Annotated in this window: 13 protein-coding genes and 1 tRNA gene; 10 read left to right on the plus strand and 4 right to left on the minus strand. The window is 75.4% G+C overall.

The genetic code is table 11. The annotated features are described in order from the left end of the window. The first annotated feature begins 67 nt into the window (after positions 1 to 67). Positions 68 to 1,249 carry an ATP-grasp domain-containing protein gene (locus EST54_RS03065; RefSeq protein ID WP_129244714.1) on the plus strand — a complete coding sequence of 394 codons (1,182 nt, stop codon included), beginning with the start codon at positions 68 to 70 and terminating at the stop codon, positions 1,247 to 1,249. A 145-nt stretch (positions 1,250 to 1,394) separates the two neighbouring features. Next, positions 1,395 to 2,648, plus strand: coding sequence for an NAD(P)-binding domain-containing protein (locus EST54_RS03070; protein ID WP_129244716.1), 1,254 nt, complete (start codon positions 1,395 to 1,397; stop codon positions 2,646 to 2,648). A gap of 101 nt (positions 2,649 to 2,749) precedes the next feature. Here EST54_RS03070 and EST54_RS03075 read toward each other — a convergent pair whose 3' ends face one another. After that, positions 2,750 to 3,217 (minus strand): hypothetical protein, encoded by a 468-nt coding sequence (locus tag EST54_RS03075; protein WP_174857381.1) that lies wholly within the window; start codon positions 3,215 to 3,217, stop codon positions 2,750 to 2,752. 245 nt (positions 3,218 to 3,462) lie between these two features. On the opposite strand from EST54_RS03075, the gene EST54_RS03080 reads away from it, so the two are divergent. Beyond that, positions 3,463 to 4,935 carry a tetratricopeptide repeat protein gene (locus tag EST54_RS03080; protein ID WP_129244718.1) on the plus strand — a complete coding sequence of 491 codons (1,473 nt, stop codon included), beginning with the start codon at positions 3,463 to 3,465 and terminating at the stop codon, positions 4,933 to 4,935. A 51-nt stretch (positions 4,936 to 4,986) separates the two neighbouring features. Here the strand turns inward: EST54_RS03080 and EST54_RS03085 are convergent, their stop codons facing one another. After that, complete coding sequence (locus EST54_RS03085; protein ID WP_129244720.1) at positions 4,987 to 5,580, minus strand: histidine phosphatase family protein; 594 nt, start codon at positions 5,578 to 5,580, stop codon at positions 4,987 to 4,989. Between the two features lie 193 nt (positions 5,581 to 5,773). On the opposite strand from EST54_RS03085, the gene EST54_RS03090 reads away from it, so the two are divergent. The 6 genes from EST54_RS03090 (at position 5,774) to EST54_RS03115 (ending at position 11,448) form a co-directional block, all read left to right on the plus strand. Continuing rightward, positions 5,774 to 7,033: a hypothetical protein gene (locus EST54_RS03090; RefSeq protein ID WP_372448098.1), complete on the plus strand. Its 1,260-nt coding sequence runs from the start codon at positions 5,774 to 5,776 to the stop codon at positions 7,031 to 7,033. Then, on the plus strand, positions 7,024 to 8,574 hold the full coding sequence (locus EST54_RS03095; protein ID WP_129244722.1) for a hypothetical protein: 1,551 nt from the start codon (positions 7,024 to 7,026) through the stop codon (positions 8,572 to 8,574). The genes EST54_RS03090 and EST54_RS03095 overlap by 10 nt, the downstream gene beginning before the upstream one ends. 40 nt (positions 8,575 to 8,614) lie before the next feature. After that, positions 8,615 to 10,000: an AAA family ATPase gene (locus EST54_RS03100; RefSeq protein WP_129244724.1), complete on the plus strand. Its 1,386-nt coding sequence runs from the start codon at positions 8,615 to 8,617 to the stop codon at positions 9,998 to 10,000. 124 nt (positions 10,001 to 10,124) lie between these two features. Next, on the plus strand, positions 10,125 to 10,508 hold the full coding sequence (locus tag EST54_RS03105) for a hypothetical protein (protein ID WP_174243922.1): 384 nt from the start codon (positions 10,125 to 10,127) through the stop codon (positions 10,506 to 10,508). Positions 10,509 to 10,697: 189 nt separating this feature from the next. After that, a complete protein-coding gene (locus EST54_RS03110; protein WP_129244726.1) occupies positions 10,698 to 11,318 on the plus strand; it encodes a bifunctional DNA primase/polymerase in 621 nt (206 codons plus the stop codon). 56 nt (positions 11,319 to 11,374) lie between these two features. Next, a tRNA-Lys gene (locus tag EST54_RS03115) sits at positions 11,375 to 11,448 on the plus strand. Between the two features lie 71 nt (positions 11,449 to 11,519). Here the strand turns inward: EST54_RS03115 and EST54_RS03120 are convergent. Beyond that, the gene (locus EST54_RS03120; RefSeq protein WP_129244728.1) at positions 11,520 to 12,761 is read right to left on the minus strand and encodes a M6 family metalloprotease domain-containing protein; all 1,242 of its coding nucleotides are present in this window, start codon (positions 12,759 to 12,761) and stop codon (positions 11,520 to 11,522) included. 361 nt (positions 12,762 to 13,122) lie between these two features. Here EST54_RS03120 and EST54_RS03125 point away from each other — a divergent pair, with 361 nt between their 5' ends. Next, complete coding sequence (locus tag EST54_RS03125) at positions 13,123 to 14,937, plus strand: putative bifunctional diguanylate cyclase/phosphodiesterase (RefSeq protein WP_129244730.1); 1,815 nt, start codon at positions 13,123 to 13,125, stop codon at positions 14,935 to 14,937. Here the strand turns inward: EST54_RS03125 and EST54_RS03130 are convergent. Further along, positions 14,934 to 16,106: an LLM class flavin-dependent oxidoreductase gene (locus tag EST54_RS03130; protein ID WP_129244732.1), complete on the minus strand. Its 1,173-nt coding sequence runs from the start codon at positions 16,104 to 16,106 to the stop codon at positions 14,934 to 14,936. The two genes, EST54_RS03125 and EST54_RS03130, sit on opposite strands and share 4 nt — an antisense overlap. Positions 16,107 to 16,127: the final 21 nt, after the last annotated feature.

Here is a 16,127-nt window from a genome sequence, read left to right on the forward strand (position 1 = left end):
CCCCCGGAGGAAGGGCGGGCGGGGGCCGGGGGCGCCGTGGTCCCGCCCGCCCGCACGGTCCGCGGTCGTGGCTGAGGGGCTCCGCGCGATGTCCTCGTTCGACACCGAGGTGCCCGTCCTGCTGCTCCGGCTCGACCCCGGCCCCTTCCCCCGCGACACCCTCGGCGTGGTCGGCTCACTGGGCCGGGCGGGAATCGAGGTGCACGCGGTGGCCGCGTCGGCGCGCGGCCCCGTGGCCCGGTCGCGGTATCTGCACCGGATGTACGCCCGGCCCGCAGAGCTGGCCGCGCCGAGCGCGCAGGCCCGGCTGCTGGACCTGCTGCGCGACCTCTCCGAGGGCATCGGCCGGCCCGCCGTGCTGCTCCCCGTGGACGACCGGGGCGCCCTCGCCGCGGCCCGGCTCGCCGGCCGGCTGCTGGGCCGCTATCTGCTCCCCGCCCAGCCCCCCGGCCTGCCCGAGCGACTCGCCGACCGGGCCCAACTCGCCCTGCTGTGCCGGGAGCTCGGCCTGCCGCACCCGGCAACCGTCGTGCCCGCCAGTGCGCGGCAGGCCGCCGACGCGGCAGCCGAGCTCGGGCTGCCGCTGGTCGCCAAGTGGAGCCGGCCGTGGCTGCTGCCCCCGTCGGCCGGGCTGCCCGGCACCACCCTGGTGCACACCCCCGACGACGCCCGGCGGCTGTACGAGCGGACCGAAAGCGCCGGCAGCGCCCTGCTGTTGCAGCGCCTGCTGCCCGGCGGACGGGGCACCGACTGGTTCTTCCACGGCTGCTTCACCGGCGACGGCGGGTGCCTGATCGGCGGGCCGGGCCGCGCGGGCCACGGCCGGCCGTGGGCGGGGCCGGCCGCGGCCGGCCGCCGGCTGCCCAACCCCCAGGTGGAACGGGCCGCGCTGCGGCTGGCCGGGCACCTGGGCTACCGCGGCCTGCTCGACCTGGACTTCCGCCGGGACGCCCACGGCCGCTACCACCTCCTCGGCGCCGGCGGGCGGCCCGGCGCCCACTTCCGGCTCGTCACCGACCCGTCCTCGGGACTCGATCCGGTCCGGGCGCTGCACCTGGACCTGACCGGCCGTACGGTGCCGCGCGGCCCCGGCGCCCCCGGGCGGCGGTTCCGCCCGGGCACGTACCGCAGGCGCACCGCCCCGCCGGACGGCGCCCCGCCGCTGCCCGCCCGCTCCTCCGCGGCGCCGCACGGCATGCCGCGCGGCGTGCCCCCCGCATGCACGCCCGGGGCGCCGCCCCGGCCTTGAGCGGCACGGCACCTGACGACTTGTCGCCGGGGCGGGGCGCTCTCCGGTCCGGAGGGGCGCCGCCCCCGGGGGCCGCCTCCGGCCCCGGGGCCCCGCCGGCTCGGGGCCCTCCACACCGCACCCAGAGAAAGAGCAGGGACCTTCCATGTACGACCTCGTGGTGGTGGGCGCCGGCCCCTACGGACTCTCGATCGCCGCACACGCGGCGGCGGCCGGACTGCGGCTGCGGGTCCTGGGCCGGCCGATGGCCTTCTGGCGCGACCACATGCCCGACGGCATGTTCCTCACCTCCGAACCCTGGGCTTCCGATCTCTCCGCCCCGGCGGGCGCCCACACCCTCGCCGACTACTGCGCCGCCCAGGACCTGACCGCCGAGCACGGCGTCCCGCTGCCCCTCGACACCTTCACCGCGTACGGCAGGTGGTTCGGCGAACAGGCGGTACCCCAGGTCGACGAGGTCACCGTCACCGCCGTACGCCCCGACGGAGACGGCTTCCACGTCGAGACGGACACCGGCGAGCAGATCGCGACCCGGACCGTGGCCCTCGCCGTCGGCGTGCTGCCGTTCGTCAACCGCCCCTGGCCGCTGCTCGAACTGCCCCCGGACCTCGCCTCCCACAGCAGCGACCACCGCGATCTGCGCGGCTTCACCGACCGGGACGTCACCGTCATCGGCTCCGGGCAGAGCGCGCTGGAGACCGCGGCCCTGCTGGCCGAACACGGCGCCCGGCCCCGCATCGTGGCCCGCGCCGACCGGCTGCGCTGGCACGCCCCGCCGCCGCCGCTGGCCCGCGGCCGGCTGCGGGCGCTGCGCGAGCCGCACTCCGCGCTGGGCACCGGCTGGCCGAACCGGGTGTGGTCCCAACTGCCCTGGGCGGTGCGCCGGCTGCCCTCGGCGACCCGGCTGCGGATCGCCGAGCACGCGGTGGGCCCGGCCGGCGCCTGGTGGCTGCGGGAGCGCTTCGAGCCGGTGGTCCCGGTGCTGCTCAACCACCGGGTCCGGGCCGCGGCCGCCCGGGGCGACGGGGTGCGGCTCCACCTCACCCATACGGAGGGCGGCACCGAGACGCTGGACACCCACCACGTGGTGGCGGCCACCGGGTTCACCCCCGACCTCGGGCGGCTGCGGCTGCTCGCGCCCCACGTACGCACCACGCTCTGGACGGTGGGCGGCAGCCGGGCGCCCGAGCTGAACTCCGGCTTCGAATCGTCCTGGCCCGGGCTGTTCTTCGCGGGGCTGCTCACCGCGCCGTCGTTCGGCCCGTCGATGCGCTTCGTGCACGGCGCGGCCTTCACCGCGACGCGGCTGGTGCGCGGCGTCCAGCGCCGGCTCGGCGAACGGCGCGGCGCCACCACGATCCCCCGCCCGGCCAGGGACAGCGAACCGGCCGCCCGCTAGGGCCTGTCGTCACATTCCCGCCTGCCCCGGACACACTGCGGGCCGCCCGGCACCGGCCGGGCGGCCCCTTCCTTCCGTTGTCCTTCTTACCGGCAGCGGTCTTACTGGCAGCGGTCGACGGCCTCGATCGTGCGGGCGGCCTCGCCGAGTGCCGCGCGCAGCACGACGGGGTCGGTGGCGTCGGCACCCGCGCCCTCCGGGGGCACCAGCCAGCCGGTACCGGTGGCCGGCGGCTCCACCGGGGTCCCCTCCCCGCACAGCGCGGCCAGATTGATACCCCGTCCGGAGGTCTGGGTACAGGCGCTGCCCGGCACGTCCCAGCCCGCGGCGGTGCCCGCCGGGACCAGAAAACCGAGGGTGTCGCAGGCGCCGTCGTGCAGCACCGGGCCGACGCCGTCCCGCAGCCGGAGGATGTCCACGGCTTCCAGCCCCTGCCGGGCCGGCACCGTGACGAGGTCACACTGCCGCTCCGGTGCCGGCGGTGCCCCGCCCGTGACGACCTGCCCCCGCCGGCCGCCGGCCTGGCTCGCGGACCCCTTGCCGCCCCTGCTCACGCCGGTCTCCCACACGGAGAACCCCTCCTCCTGCACGCGGTGCGCCCTTTACACCGGGTTCAACGTCCGGACGTGTCAACAGCTACGGCGGCGTAACGCTGCAAAGGATGGCAGTTCATGGCAGATCGCGCGTGAGATATCCGATTTGCGGCCAAACTGTGCGTATCGAAGCCATCACAGCCGGTACGGTCGTCCCGCCGCACCGCCAGGAGGCGGCAACGCCGCAGGATGGCACGGAGAGGGCACGGAGAGGGTCCGCCATGGCGTCGCCAGAAGCAAGATCAGCGTCGTCCCGCACCGTACCCGCCCGCCCGAACCTCGCTTTCCGACAGCTGCGCGGCCGGCTGTCGCCAGGCGAGTTCGCGGCGGCGGTCCGACGGTCCGCCCGTGAGATCGGCGAACAGGTCTCGTGTGACGCCCGCTATGTGGGGCGCGTCGAGTCCGGGGAAATCCGGTGTCCGAACTACGCCTACGAGCGGGTCTTCCGGCACATGTTCCCCGGGCTGACGCTGCCCGACATGGGGTTCGCGCCGCGCGAGGCGGTACGCGGACGGGGGGCGCGTGCCGCAGCGGTCGGCGCCGCGCCCCTGGCACCCGTTCCCGACCACCGCGATACCCGTATCCAGATCTGCGAGGAGAGCGACGTGCTGCGTCGCGCGTTCATCACCGGCGGCCCGGCAGCAGCCCTGGGCATTACCGCCCTGCATCCCATCGAGGCCGCTGCCGCCGCCGCGTCCGCCCCTGTGCCGGGGCCCCGTACACCGCCGGTCGGACGGGCCGGTGCCGCCGAGGCCGCCGCCGTCGAGGAGGCGGTCCGGCACATCCGGCTGCTGGACGACCGGCACGGCGCGGAGGGCATCTACCGCCGCGCCGCCCAGCCGCTGCGCGCCGCCTACGAGCTGCTGGACGCGGATGTGCAGCGCCGCTCGGTGTCCGACCGGCTGCACGCCGGCGCGGGCGAACTCGCCATCTCCGTCGGCTGGTTGGCGCACGACTCGGGCCGCTTCGACGACGCCCGCTCGCACTACGCGGAGGCGCTGGCCACCGCCCGGGTCTGCGGCGACGCCGGCCTGGAGGCGCACGCCTTCTGCAACACGGCCTTTCTGGCCCGCGACGCCGGCCGGCCGCGCGAGGCGGTGCGTGCCGCGCAGGCCGCGCAGCAGGCCGCCAAGCATCTGGCCTCACCGCGGCTGCTGTCGCTGCTGGCGCTGCGGGAGGCGGGCGGCTGGGCCGGGCTCGCGGACCGCTCCGGCTGCGAGCAGGCGCTGGCCAGGGCGGAGCGGCTGTTCGCGGGCGGGCCGCGGGACGGCGACCCGGAGTGGATGACGTTCTACGGCGAGGCCGAACTGGCGGGCCTGGAGGCGCAGTGCTGGTCGGCGCTGGGTGACGCGGAGCGCGCGGTGGAGCACGCGCGCCGGGCGGTGGCGCTGCAGAACCCGCACTTCACCCGCAATATCGCCCTGTTCACCGCGGAGCTCGCGGGCGACCTCGCGGACAGCGGGGAGTACGAGGAGGCCGCCGTGGCCGGGGTCCGGGTGCTGACGCTGCTGACGCAGGTCCGCTCGGCCCGTATCCGCACGATGCTCGACCGCACCGTCCACACGCTGCGGGCGCACCGCGACCGGGGTGCGGTCGACGACTTCCTGGCGCGGCACGCGGCATCGGACGCGGCGGCAGCGTCCGGTGCGTCCGGTGCGTCCGGTGGCGGGACGCCGGACGCGGCGCCCGGATGACGGCCGCGGCCGCCGGGCCGGGGCCCGGGAGCCGTCAGCCGAGGTGGCCGGTCAGCCGAGGTGGCCGGTGTCGTTCCAGCGCTCGATCGCGGGCTCCCCGTAGGCCCAGCCGAGCACCGACAGGGACGTCGGCTCCAGCCGGATCCGGGCGCCGAAGGAGATGTCCAGGCCCAGCCAGCGGGCGCCCAGGGCGCGCAGGATGTGGCCGTGCGCGAAGACCAGCACATCGCGGTCGGCCGACCGCGCCCAGTCGATGACCTCGTCCGCCCGGGCGGTGACTGCGGCGAGCGTCTCGCCCTCCGGCACCCCGTCGCGCCAGATCAGCCAGTCCGGCCGGGCCGCCTTGATCTCGTCCGGCGTCAGGCCCTCGTACGCGCCGTAGTCGATCTCCATCAGGGCGTCCCACGGCTGTGCCCGGTCGCCGAAACCGGCCAGCTCGCAGGTCTCCTTCGCGCGCACCAGGGGGCTGGTGCGGACCTCGACGCCCGGCAGGCCGTCCCAGGGGGCGCGGTGCAGCCGCTCGCCCAGCAGCTTGGCGCCGCGCCGGCCCTCGTCCAACAGCGGGACGTCGGTGCGGCCGGTGTGCCTGCCGGACAGGGACCACTCGGTCTGTCCGTGCCTGGCCAGGAATATGCGCGGTGCCATGGTCGTACCTCTCGCCGGCTTCTCGGCTGATCGTTGCTCGGTGCGGGCGGCGCTGACCGCGGGCCTTCCATCATCGCGCACCGGGTCGTTTTGTCCGCGGCGGGGGAGGCCGGGCCCGGCGGGGAGGGCCATCCCGCCGCGCACGGGCGGGCGGACGCCCCGCTTGTCGGTGCCGGATGCGAGACTTCCGCGGGTGAACGTTTCACGCGACGGCCGACCCGCGTCGGCCGCCCCTGTGGCGGGGCGGCCGGCGGCGACACCGAGCCTGCGCCGGAGGCTCACCGAACTGCGCGGCCCCGGTGTCCGCCCCCGCTCCCTCGATGCCCGCGCGCTCGCCGCGCTGGCCGCCAACCCCGGCTGCCGGCGCCGGGCGCTGCTGGACGGCGCGGGCATCGACAAGGCCGCGCTGGCCCAGGCGCTGGGCTCGCCCGCGGCGTACGGCCAGTCCCAGTTCGCGATCGTCCGCGGCCATGCCTTCGAGGCCCGGGTGACCTCCGACGGCGGCACGGAACTGCTGCGGCTGCTGCACGAGCGGCTGCCGCCCGGCACCCCGCCGCCCGCGCCCGACGAGGTCGCCACCCCGGATCTGTCCGCGGCCGGACCCGAGGGCCGTACGGCGCGTACGGCGCTGGCGCTGCGCGAGGCGACCGCGGCCGGCGGCTGGGCGCTGCTCCGGCACCCGATGCTGGCGGTCGAGGTGGCCGGCTCGCCCGCCTATGTGGAGCCCGATGCGGTGGTGGTGCATCCGGACGGCAGCTGGACGGTCGTCGAGATCAAGTCCTTCCCCATGATCGACGGTGCCGCGGACGCCGCCAAGGTGGGCGCCGCCGCCCGGCAGGCCGCGGTGTACGTCCTGGCCCTGGAGCCGGTCGCCGGCCATGTCGGTGCGTACACGGGCCGCGAGGTGACGGTCCGCGACCGGGTGCTGCTGGTGTGCCCGAAGGACTTCTCCAACCTCCCCACCGCCGCGGCCGTCGACGTCCGCAAGCAGCTGGCCACGACCCGGCGGCAGCTGGCCCGCCTCACCCGCGTCGAGGACATCGCCGGCGCGCTCCCCGAGGGGACCACCTTCGACCTCCGCCTCGGGGACGACGGGAAGACCGCCACCCGTCCGCCCGAAGAGCTGGCCGAGGCCGTCGAGGCGGTCGGCGCGGCCTACGCCCCCGAGTGCCTGGCCGCCTGCGAACTGGCCTTCCACTGCCGCAAGCGGTCCCGCGAGGAGGGCGCGGTGGAGACGCTGGGGCGCGGCGTACGGGGCGAGTTGGGCGGGCTGCGCACGGTGGCGGAGGTGCTGGCGGCGGCCGGTCCCGGTGCCCCGGAGCCGCCCGTGGCGCCCGGCGGCCCGGACGACCCGGCCGTCGTCGCGCTGCGCCGGGCCGCCGCGCTGCGCGCCGAGGCACTGTCCCGGACCGTGGTGCCGGGGCCGCGAGCGGAGGAGCCGGGATGTCACTGATCGACACGCTGGCCCGGATGGAGGCGGTCGCCGCGGGCCGCGCCCAACCGCGGTGCACGGTCCGCCACCGTCATCTGTCCCGGCGGCCGCTGGTGCTGGTCCCGTTGACGACCGCGGGCGAGGCCGGTGCCCCGCTGGGCGCCCTGGTCGGCACGGACCGCGAGAAGCCGGCGCTGCTGGCCGTGCCCCAGCCGCGCGACCGTGAGCTGCGGTTCGCGTTCCTCGCCGAGCTGGCCGAGGCGGTGCTGCCGTACACGGACGGCTTCGCGGACGCCGTCGAGTGGGAGGAGCGCAAGGAGACCGACCCGGAGACCGGCAAGAAGGTCCCGGTGCAGGTCGAACTGTGCGCGGACGCACCGCAGTTGCTCGTGCCCAGCGGCGCCGGAATCGAGTTCGTACGGCTGCTGGGCCGCTCGATGCGCTTCCGGCGCACGGCCGAGCAGGAGCCGGAGGCGCCGTATCCCGCGCCGCCGCACGTCCCGCTGCTGGGCCGCTGGCTGACGCATGTCGGCGAGCGGGCGCGGGTCCCGGGCTCCGGTCTGCTGCTGTCCATGACGGACCTGCTCACCCGCCACTGGGCCACCGGCCAGAGCGCGCTGGAGGACCAGCATCTGGGCGCGCTGCTGTCGTGGATCGACCCGCCGCCGGGGATGTCGGGGCGGGCGGCCGCCGAGCGCGCGGAGTGCGCGCGGGACGCGGACGGGCAGCTGCTCTGCCCGCCGGCCGGCCCGGCCACCGACCCGGCGTTCGACAACCGGCTGCTCGCGCCCGCGATGGCCCGCTACGACGCCGGCCTGCCGGGCGCCGAAGAGGCGCTCCGCGCCCTGATCGAGGGCCAGTTGCGGCCGACCTGGGACGCCGTGTGGCACGGCGTCGACCTGCTGCGGGCGCTGCCGGAGGGCACGCGGGTCGCCGAGCGCTGGAAGCGCGACCGCTGGTCGTACACCGCACACCGGGACCGGGTACGCGCCGGCGAGCCTCCGCAGCCCCGGCAGGACGACGCGGTCACCGCCGCACAGAAGTTGTCGGCCCGGGAGAGCGCGCAAGCCCGGCTCGACGCCCAGGAGGCCCTGGACGACCCGCTGGTGATGGCGGGGCGCCGGCTGGCCGGCGAAGCGTTCCAGGGCACGGTCACCGCCGTCGAGATGGCGATGTCCGAGGGCAAGCGCCCGATGCCGCGCCCGCTGGTCACCTTGCGCACGGACGACCGCCCGCAGCTGGCGGAGGGCGTCAGGCTCCACCGCCCGCTGGCGGACGGCCGCACGCAGACCGCCGAGTTCGTCGCGTTCGAGGGCGACGACGAGGCGGCGCCGGTGGTGCGGCTGACGGGCGGGATGGGGCGCGGGAAGACCCCGGAGCCCGGTTCGGTGCCGGAGCCGGGCGACACGGTGTGCTGGACGCTGTTCGAGCACTCCCCGCGCGGCGGGCCCGAGCTGCCGGACCCCGAGGACACCCCCTGGACCCACGGCGGCCCGCCGCCCGGTGCCGCCGGGGCGCCGCCCGACGCCCCCGACCCCGTGACCACGGAGGACTTCCTGTGACCCGTCCCCGGCCCTCGACAGCCCTGGAGAACACCGCCGTATGACGGCCACTCAGGCTCACCGTCCCGACCCCGGCCGGCCCTTCGACCCCGCCGCCGAGGCCGCCGCGGCGACCGACCGGATCCTGCACGACACGCTGCACGGCACCCTGCGCGGGGTGGTCGTGGACTCCCCGCCCGGCGCCGGCAAGTCCACCCTCGTGGTGCGGGCGGCCCGCGAACTCGCCGCCGCCGGACGCCCGCTGATGGTGGTGGCGCAGACCAACTCCCAGGTCGACGACCTCGTGCTGCGGCTCGCCGAGAAGGACCCGCGGCTGCCGGTCGGCCGACTGCACAGCAGCGAGCCCGGGGCCTTCGACCCGGCGCTGGCCGAGCTTCCCGCGGTCCGTACGTCCGCGAAGATCGCCGAGTTGGCCGGGATGGACATCGTGGTCTCCACGGCCGCGAAATGGGCGTACACCAAGGTCGACGAGCCCTGGCGGCACGCCATCGTGGACGAGGCCTATCAGATGCGCTCCGACGCGCTGCTGAGCGTCGCCGGGCTCTTCGAACGGGCGCTGTTCGTCGGCGACCCGGGCCAGCTGGATCCCTTCAGCGTGGTCGGCGCGGAGCAGTGGGCGGGGCTGGCGTACGACCCGTCGTCGAGCGCGGTGTCCACGCTCCTGGCCCACAACCCCGGTCTGCCGCAGCACCGGCTGCCGGTCTCCTGGCGACTGCCCGCCTCGGCCGCGCCGCTGGTCTCCCGCGCGTTCTATCCGTACACCCCGTTCCGCAGCGGCACCGGCCCCGGCGACCGCCGGCTGGCGTTCGGGGTGCCGGGCGACGGCTCGGGCGTGGACCGCGTGCTGGACGAGGCCGCCGAGTCCGGCTGGGGCCTGCTGGAACTCCCCGCCCGCCACACCCCGCGTACGGACCCGGAAGCGGTGCGCGCGGTGGCCCACGTCGTACGCCGGCTCCTCGACCGCGGCGGCGCCACCACCAGCGAGGCCTCCCCTGCCGCGGCCGGGGAGGCGCCCGCCCCGGCGCCCCTGACGGCCGGCCGGATCGCGGTCGGTACGGCCCACCGGGACCAGGCGGCGGCCGTCCGCGCCGCGCTCGCCGGGCTGGGGGTGACCGGCGTCGCGGTCGACACCGCGAACCGCCTCCAGGGCCGCGAGTTCGACGTCACGGTCGTGCTGCACCCGCTCTCCGGCCGTCCCGACGCCACCGCCTTCCACCTGGAGACCGGCCGGCTGTGCGTGCTCGCCTCCCGCCACCGCCACGCCTGCATCGTGGTCTGCCGGGCGGGCGTCGCCGACCTGCTGGACGAACACCCCTCGACCGAACCGGTCAGCCTCGGCGTCACGGTCAAGTTCCCGGACGGCTGGGAGGCCAACCACGCCGTCCTCGCCCATCTGGCGGAACACCGGGTGGGGTGGCGTCCGTAGGCCGGACGGGCCCCGGTTTCCCGCCGCCGCGGCCGGCCGGTACGTGCCGGCGGACGGTCCTGGGCGGGGCGTACTTGCGCGGGGCGGGACAATGGAATGCGGCACTCGATCTGGAGGTAGGTACATGTCCGAGCCGCAGCCGGCTCCCGACCCGCGTGGTGCGGCACCCGGTCCACGGCGCATGAAGCCCGCGCAGCTGCTCTTCGAGCCGCCCGAGGCCGCCGCCGATCCCGAGCACTTCTTCGATCTGGAGTCGATGGAGGACCCGCGCGAGCTGCTCAGCCGCGCCACGGAGCTGACCCTCGCCTTCCGCGCCGCGGCCGACCGCGCCACGGAGTTCCAGGCGCTGGCCGCGGCCCAGCTGGCCGACCCCAGCCGGTTCGACCGGATGCCGCTGGCCGTGCTCGCCGAGCAGGCGGAGTGGACCGAGGACTACGCCCAGAAAATGATCGAGTTCGGGCGCAGCCTGATGCGCAGCGGCAGCTCGCTGCCCGGAGACATGGACTGACCGCCCCCGCCCTGCCCCCGGCCGGCTCCGGGGGTGCTGCCCGCCCCAGGCGTCCCCTCCGGCTCATGGTCCATGATCATGGGCCGGAGGCATATGCGGGGAGCGAAAGATACCGGCTCCCACCCCGCCCCGCCCTGATTTCCCGCAATCAGCGAAGACCTGGCGCGCCGGCTGGGTAGACCTGTCCCCATGAGCGACTGGCTGCCTGACACCCCGCGCACCCTGGCCTTTCCCACCTCGGCTTATGTCACGCTCGCCGGCGCGGACTGGCTCGCCTCCGCCGGCCCCGACCCGGACGCGGTACAGACGGCGTGGGCCGCCCAGCCGGCGGCCCCGAGCGTGCTGCCGTGCGGCACCGCCTTCGACGTCATCAATGCCCCCGCGCTCTTCGGGCGGCGGATGGTGGACCACTTATGGTCCACCGGCCCCGGTTCGGGGCCGGTGGCCGCGCACCGCGGCCGGATCCTGCTGTTCGCCACCCCGGGCGCGGCCCAGCGGCTGCCCGCGCTGCTCGTCTGGGAGGAGTGGGCCGCCGCCGTCCCCCCGCTGCTGTGCCACGGCAGCGGCGACGCGGTGACCGTCCCCCCGCTGCACCCCCGCCACGGCGCGGCCGAGGTCGCCGCCGCGGCCGCCGAGGACCCGTCCGGTCCGGCCGCCTCCCGCTGGCTGGTGGCACCGGATGTCCGCAACCCCTGGCTGCCGGGTCCGGACGTCCTGCTGTGGGCGTGCGTCCGCGCCGCCCGCTCGATGGCCGGGCCGGAGCGGGACACCGCAGCTCAGCACCGCGTTTCGGCGCTCACGCCGGGCTGAGACAAACCGATTTTTGCCCTCCCCGGCCAGGATGCTAATGTTTTCCCCGTCAGCAGGCGCCGCTAGCTCAGTTGGTTAGAGCAGCTGACTCTTAATCAGCGGGTCCGGGGTTCGAGTCCCTGGCGGCGCACAGACAGCCGAAGGCCTCCACCGTGGTGGGGGCCTTCGTCGTATGCGCTCCCGCGGCGTGCCGGGCCGGCGTCAGCCGTGCCCGATCTTGACCGCCCAGTCCCCGTCGGTGGTCCGGCCCGCGACCTGGATGCGGATGCCGTCTTTGGCGTCGTCCATGCTCTCCCCGACGCCCAGCGGCGCGTCCGCGAGCGGCGGATAGACCGAGGTGCCCCAGCAGGCCGAGGTGCCGGGGTGGCCGTCGAGGACCTGCACCGGCCCCGAGCCGGAGGCGGTGTCGCTGTGCACGCGGTAGACCAAGACGCCCTCGGTGCACAGCGAGCGGTCGTTGCCCGTGGCGCCGCGTGCCTCGATGACGAGGGCGCTGTCGTGCCCCGTACGCAGCACCAGGAGCCGCGGCCGGCGCCGGCCGCCGGAGTCCCCGGGGGCGGACAGCGTCCGCAGCGAGTGCATGGCCGGGCCGGCCAGGTCGATGCAGTCGACCTGCCGGTCGGTGATCCAGCCGAGCCGCCACTTGTGCCAGGCGAAGGGGTCGGGCGCCAGGCCGAACTGGCTGCCCATGAGGTCCCAGTCGCCGACGTAGGTGTCCCAGTCGCCCTTGCCGCCCTCGGGCCGGTGGTAGAGGTCCGGCAGATCGAAGACGTGCCCGGTCTCGTGGGCGAGGACGTTGCGGTCCGGCGGGCTCTGCTCGAAGACGGTGACGAACCGGCGGAGGTCGCGGTCGTCGGCGTGCATCGGCTGGTCGAGGTTGACGACCTTGGTGGCGTCCGAGTCGACGCCGGGGGCGTCCGGGTCGGCGACGAAATAGACCACGTCGTAGCGGCTGAAGTCCACGGACGGATCGGCGGCGGCGACCGCGTCGCGCAGATAGGCCGAGCGCCGGTCGGCGTCCCAGTCACGCTGTATCCCGTACGAGGCGGAGGGGCGCGGCATCCGCACCCAGGAGCGGTGGATGTGCGGCCGCAGCCGGAACCGGCCGTACGAGGCGCGGGCGAAGAAGCCCGAGGTGGCCGGGAAGTAGTCGTGGGACAGCTCCTGCGGGGTGCTCTCGGGCCGGGCGTCCGGGAAGGACAGGTAGATCATGACGGCGTCGAGCCGGCGGTCCGGGCGCGGATAGGAGCCGTTCCAGCCGTCGACCCCCTCGGAGTGGTGCGCGTCGGTGCGTCCCAGGGCGCACGGGAGCACGGCCTCGGAGGCGGTGGCGGGGCCGGCCACGATGGAGGTGGCGATGAGCGCGCTCAGGGACGTGGCGACGGCCGCGAAGCGCCGCAGACGGCGGCGGTCTCCCCCGTCGGGTGTCCGGGCGCACGGCACACATACCTCCAGGGACGGATTCGGAGACCTCATCTACCCTGGGGCGATTTAATGCTATTCGGCCCGTTTTGGAGACCCGGACGGGTGACCGGCGCGTCTTCATTGACTCGTAACGGAAAGTCACAAACGACCAACGGGGCATTCGGCGTGAACACAGGCGGACAGAAATGGCTGAAGTTCCGTCATGCGGGCGGAGGATCCCGGTTGCGTCGCTGGATCGGCCGTTGCACCAGCCTCTATGATCGCCACACTTTCCAGCGCGAGATCCCCCCTCCATCACGAGACAAGCGCCATGCGGGAGCGAGCAGTGAGCGGACACCCCGACAGCCCGGGCCGCACGCCCGGGGCGACGCTCCCCTCAGTGACGGAGCGTAATGGCACGACCAAAGAACCTGCCGAGACCCGGCCTGCCCCCGCCGGCCGCCGCGACGACGGAGCGGCCTCGCTCGGCGACTACCGCGCGGCCTTCTACGCGGGCCGGCTGGCGATGGCCGTCCTCAACCGCGACGGCCTGGTGCTCGCCGCCAACCCCGCCTTCGGCGAGCTGCTCGGCACCGACCCGGACGAGCTGGTCGCCACCAGCGCGGCCGACCTCGCCGACCTCGGCGCCGACCCCCGGGTGTGGACCGCCTACCGCGAGGTGCTGTGCGGGCGCAGCGAACGGCTGCGCTGCACCCGCCGGCTCAAACACACCGAGGGGCACTCCGTCTGGGTGGAGGTGACCGTCCAGCCGCTCACCCCGGAGCCGCTCAGCGGCGAGGAGCGGATGCTGCTGTCGGTCGCGGACATCAGCGACCGGCACGATCTGCTGGCCCGGCTGCGGCATCTGCAGATGCACGATCCGGTGACCCGGCTGCCCAACCGGGCGCTGTTCTTCGAGCGGCTCTCCACCGCGCTGGAATCCGCCTCCTTCGAGCCGTCCGGCACCGGCCGGATCGGGCTGTGCTACCTCGACCTGGACGGCTTCAAGGCCGTCAACGACACCCTCGGGCACCGCGTCGGCGACCGGCTGCTGAGCGCGGTGGCGCAGCGGCTGACGCGCTGTGCGGAGAGCGCCGCGGACCGCGGGCCGGGCCGCGCCGGGCACCTGGTCGCGCGACTCGGCGGTGACGAGTTCGCTCTTTTGGTGGAAGACTCCACCGGCACCGAACAGCTGGCCGAGCTCGCGCAGTGCGTCCTGGACGCGCTGCAGCGCCCGTTCGACCTGGCCGGGCAGCGGCTGTCGGTCTCGGCGAGCATCGGCGTGGTGGAGCGGGCCGCCGGCGGCACCACCGCCACCGGTCTGATGCAGGCCGCGGACACCACGCTGTACTGGGCGAAGGAGGACGGCAAGGCCCGCTGGACGCTCTTCGACCCGGAGCGCAACGCCCACCGGATGACCCGGCAGGCGCTCTCCAGCACCCTGCGGCCGGCCGTCGACCGCGGCGAATTCACCCTGGAGTACCAGCCGTTGGTCGGACTGGGGGACGGCCGGGCGCAGGGCGTGGAGGCGCTGGTGCGCTGGCGGCACCCGCAGTTCGGGACGCTGTCGCCGAATCGGTTCATCGCGCTGGCGGAGGAGAACGGCGCGATCGTCGAGCTGGGCCGCTGGGTCCTGGAGCGGGCCTGTCACCAGGCGCGCGCCTGGCAGCTGGCGCACCCGGGCCAGCCGCTGTTCGTCAGCGTCAATGTGGCCGTACGTCAGGTCTGGGACTCCGACCTGGTCGCCGATGTCGCCGGGATCCTCGCCGAGACGGGGCTGCCGCCGCATCTGCTGCAGCTGGAGCTGACCGAGTCGGCGGTGATGGGCTCGGCCGGCCGGCCGCTGCAGGCCCTGCAGGCGCTGAGCGACATGGGCGTACGGATCGCCATCGACGACTTCGGCACCGGCTACTCCAACCTCGCCTACCTCAGCCGCCTGCCGGTGTCGGTACTGAAGCTGGACGGCTCCTTCGTCCGCGGCTTCCGCTCGCAGGAGCACCCCAACCCCGCGGACGAGATGATCGTCGAGGCGCTGGTGGCGCTGGCGCACCGGCTCGGCCTCACGGTCACCGCCGAGTGCGTGGAGAGCGCCGAGCAGGCCGAGCGGCTCCGCCGGATCGGCTGCGACACCGGCCAGGGCTGGCTCTACTCCCGTCCCGTGGCCCCCGACCGCGTCGAGGCCCTCCTCGACGCGGGTCGCCATACGGGGGCCTAGCCCCGCGGCAACCCGTACACGTCCGCGATCAGCTCGTACGAGCGCAGCCGGGCCGCGCTGCCGTGGGCGTTGGCGGTGATCATCAGCTCGTCGGCGCCGGTGCGCTTGGCGAGGTCGTCCAGGCCCTGGCGGACCGCGTCCGGGGTGCCGTGGACGACGTTGCCGAGCCAGCTGTCGACGAAGTGGCGTTCCGCCTCCTGGAAGGGGTACGCCTCGGCCTCCTCCGGGGTGGGGACCAGTCCGGGGCGGCCGGTGCGCAGCCGGACCATGGACAGCGCGCCGGTCATGACCTGGCGGCGGGCCTCGCGCTCCTCCTCGGCGGCCAGCGCCGCGACCCCGATCAGGGCGTACGGCTCCGCGAGCGTCTCGGAGGGGCGGAAGGAGGCGCGGTAGAGGTCCAGCGCGGGGAGGGTGTGGGCGGCGGAGAAGTGGTGCGCGAAGGCGAACGGCAGGCCGAGCGAGCCGGCCAGCCGGGCGCTGAAACCGGACGAGCCGAGCAGCCACACGGGCGGCCGGTGGGCGGACCGGACCCCGCCGGGTGAGGTGGCCTGGACCGGGCCGGGGACCGCGTGGATCCCGGCGTACGGATGGCCGTCGGGGAAGGAGTCGTCGAGGAAGCGGGTCAACTCGGCCAGCTGCTGGGGGAATTCGTCCCCAGGCTCTCGGCTTCGCTCCAGCAGGGGAGACCCCAGTGCACCCTCGTGGTGGCGGCCCCTGCGGAGCGCGGCGGCAGTGGCGCCGTCCGTGCCCGGTGCCCGGCCCAGACCCAGGTCGATGCGGCCGGGAGCCATCGCCTCCAGGGTGCCGAACTGCTCGGCGATGACCAGCGGGGCGTGGTTGGGCAGCATGACGCCGCCCGACCCGAGCCGGATGCGTGCGGTGTGGGCGGCGAGATGGGCGAGCAGCACCGCGGGCGAGGAGGACGCGACGCCGGGCATGGAGTGGTGCTCGGCGACCCAGTAGCGGTGGAAGCCGCGGCGTTCGGCCGTACGGGCCAGCTCGACGGCGGTGCGCACCGCACCGGACGCGGTGTGGCCGGCGCCGACCGTCACCAGGTCGAGCACCGACAGCGGGACCGGGGCGCTGCCCAGGGCGGCGCCCCGTATCCCGTCGCCGCCGTCGTCGATCGTCTCGCTGCTGCCCCGGATCTCGTCCGCTTCACCGCTCACGGTGCGGTCCTCCTCGCGTCG

The organism is Streptomyces sioyaensis, from assembly GCF_004122735.1.
GTDB lineage: Bacteria > Actinomycetota > Actinomycetes > Streptomycetales > Streptomycetaceae > Streptomyces > Streptomyces sioyaensis.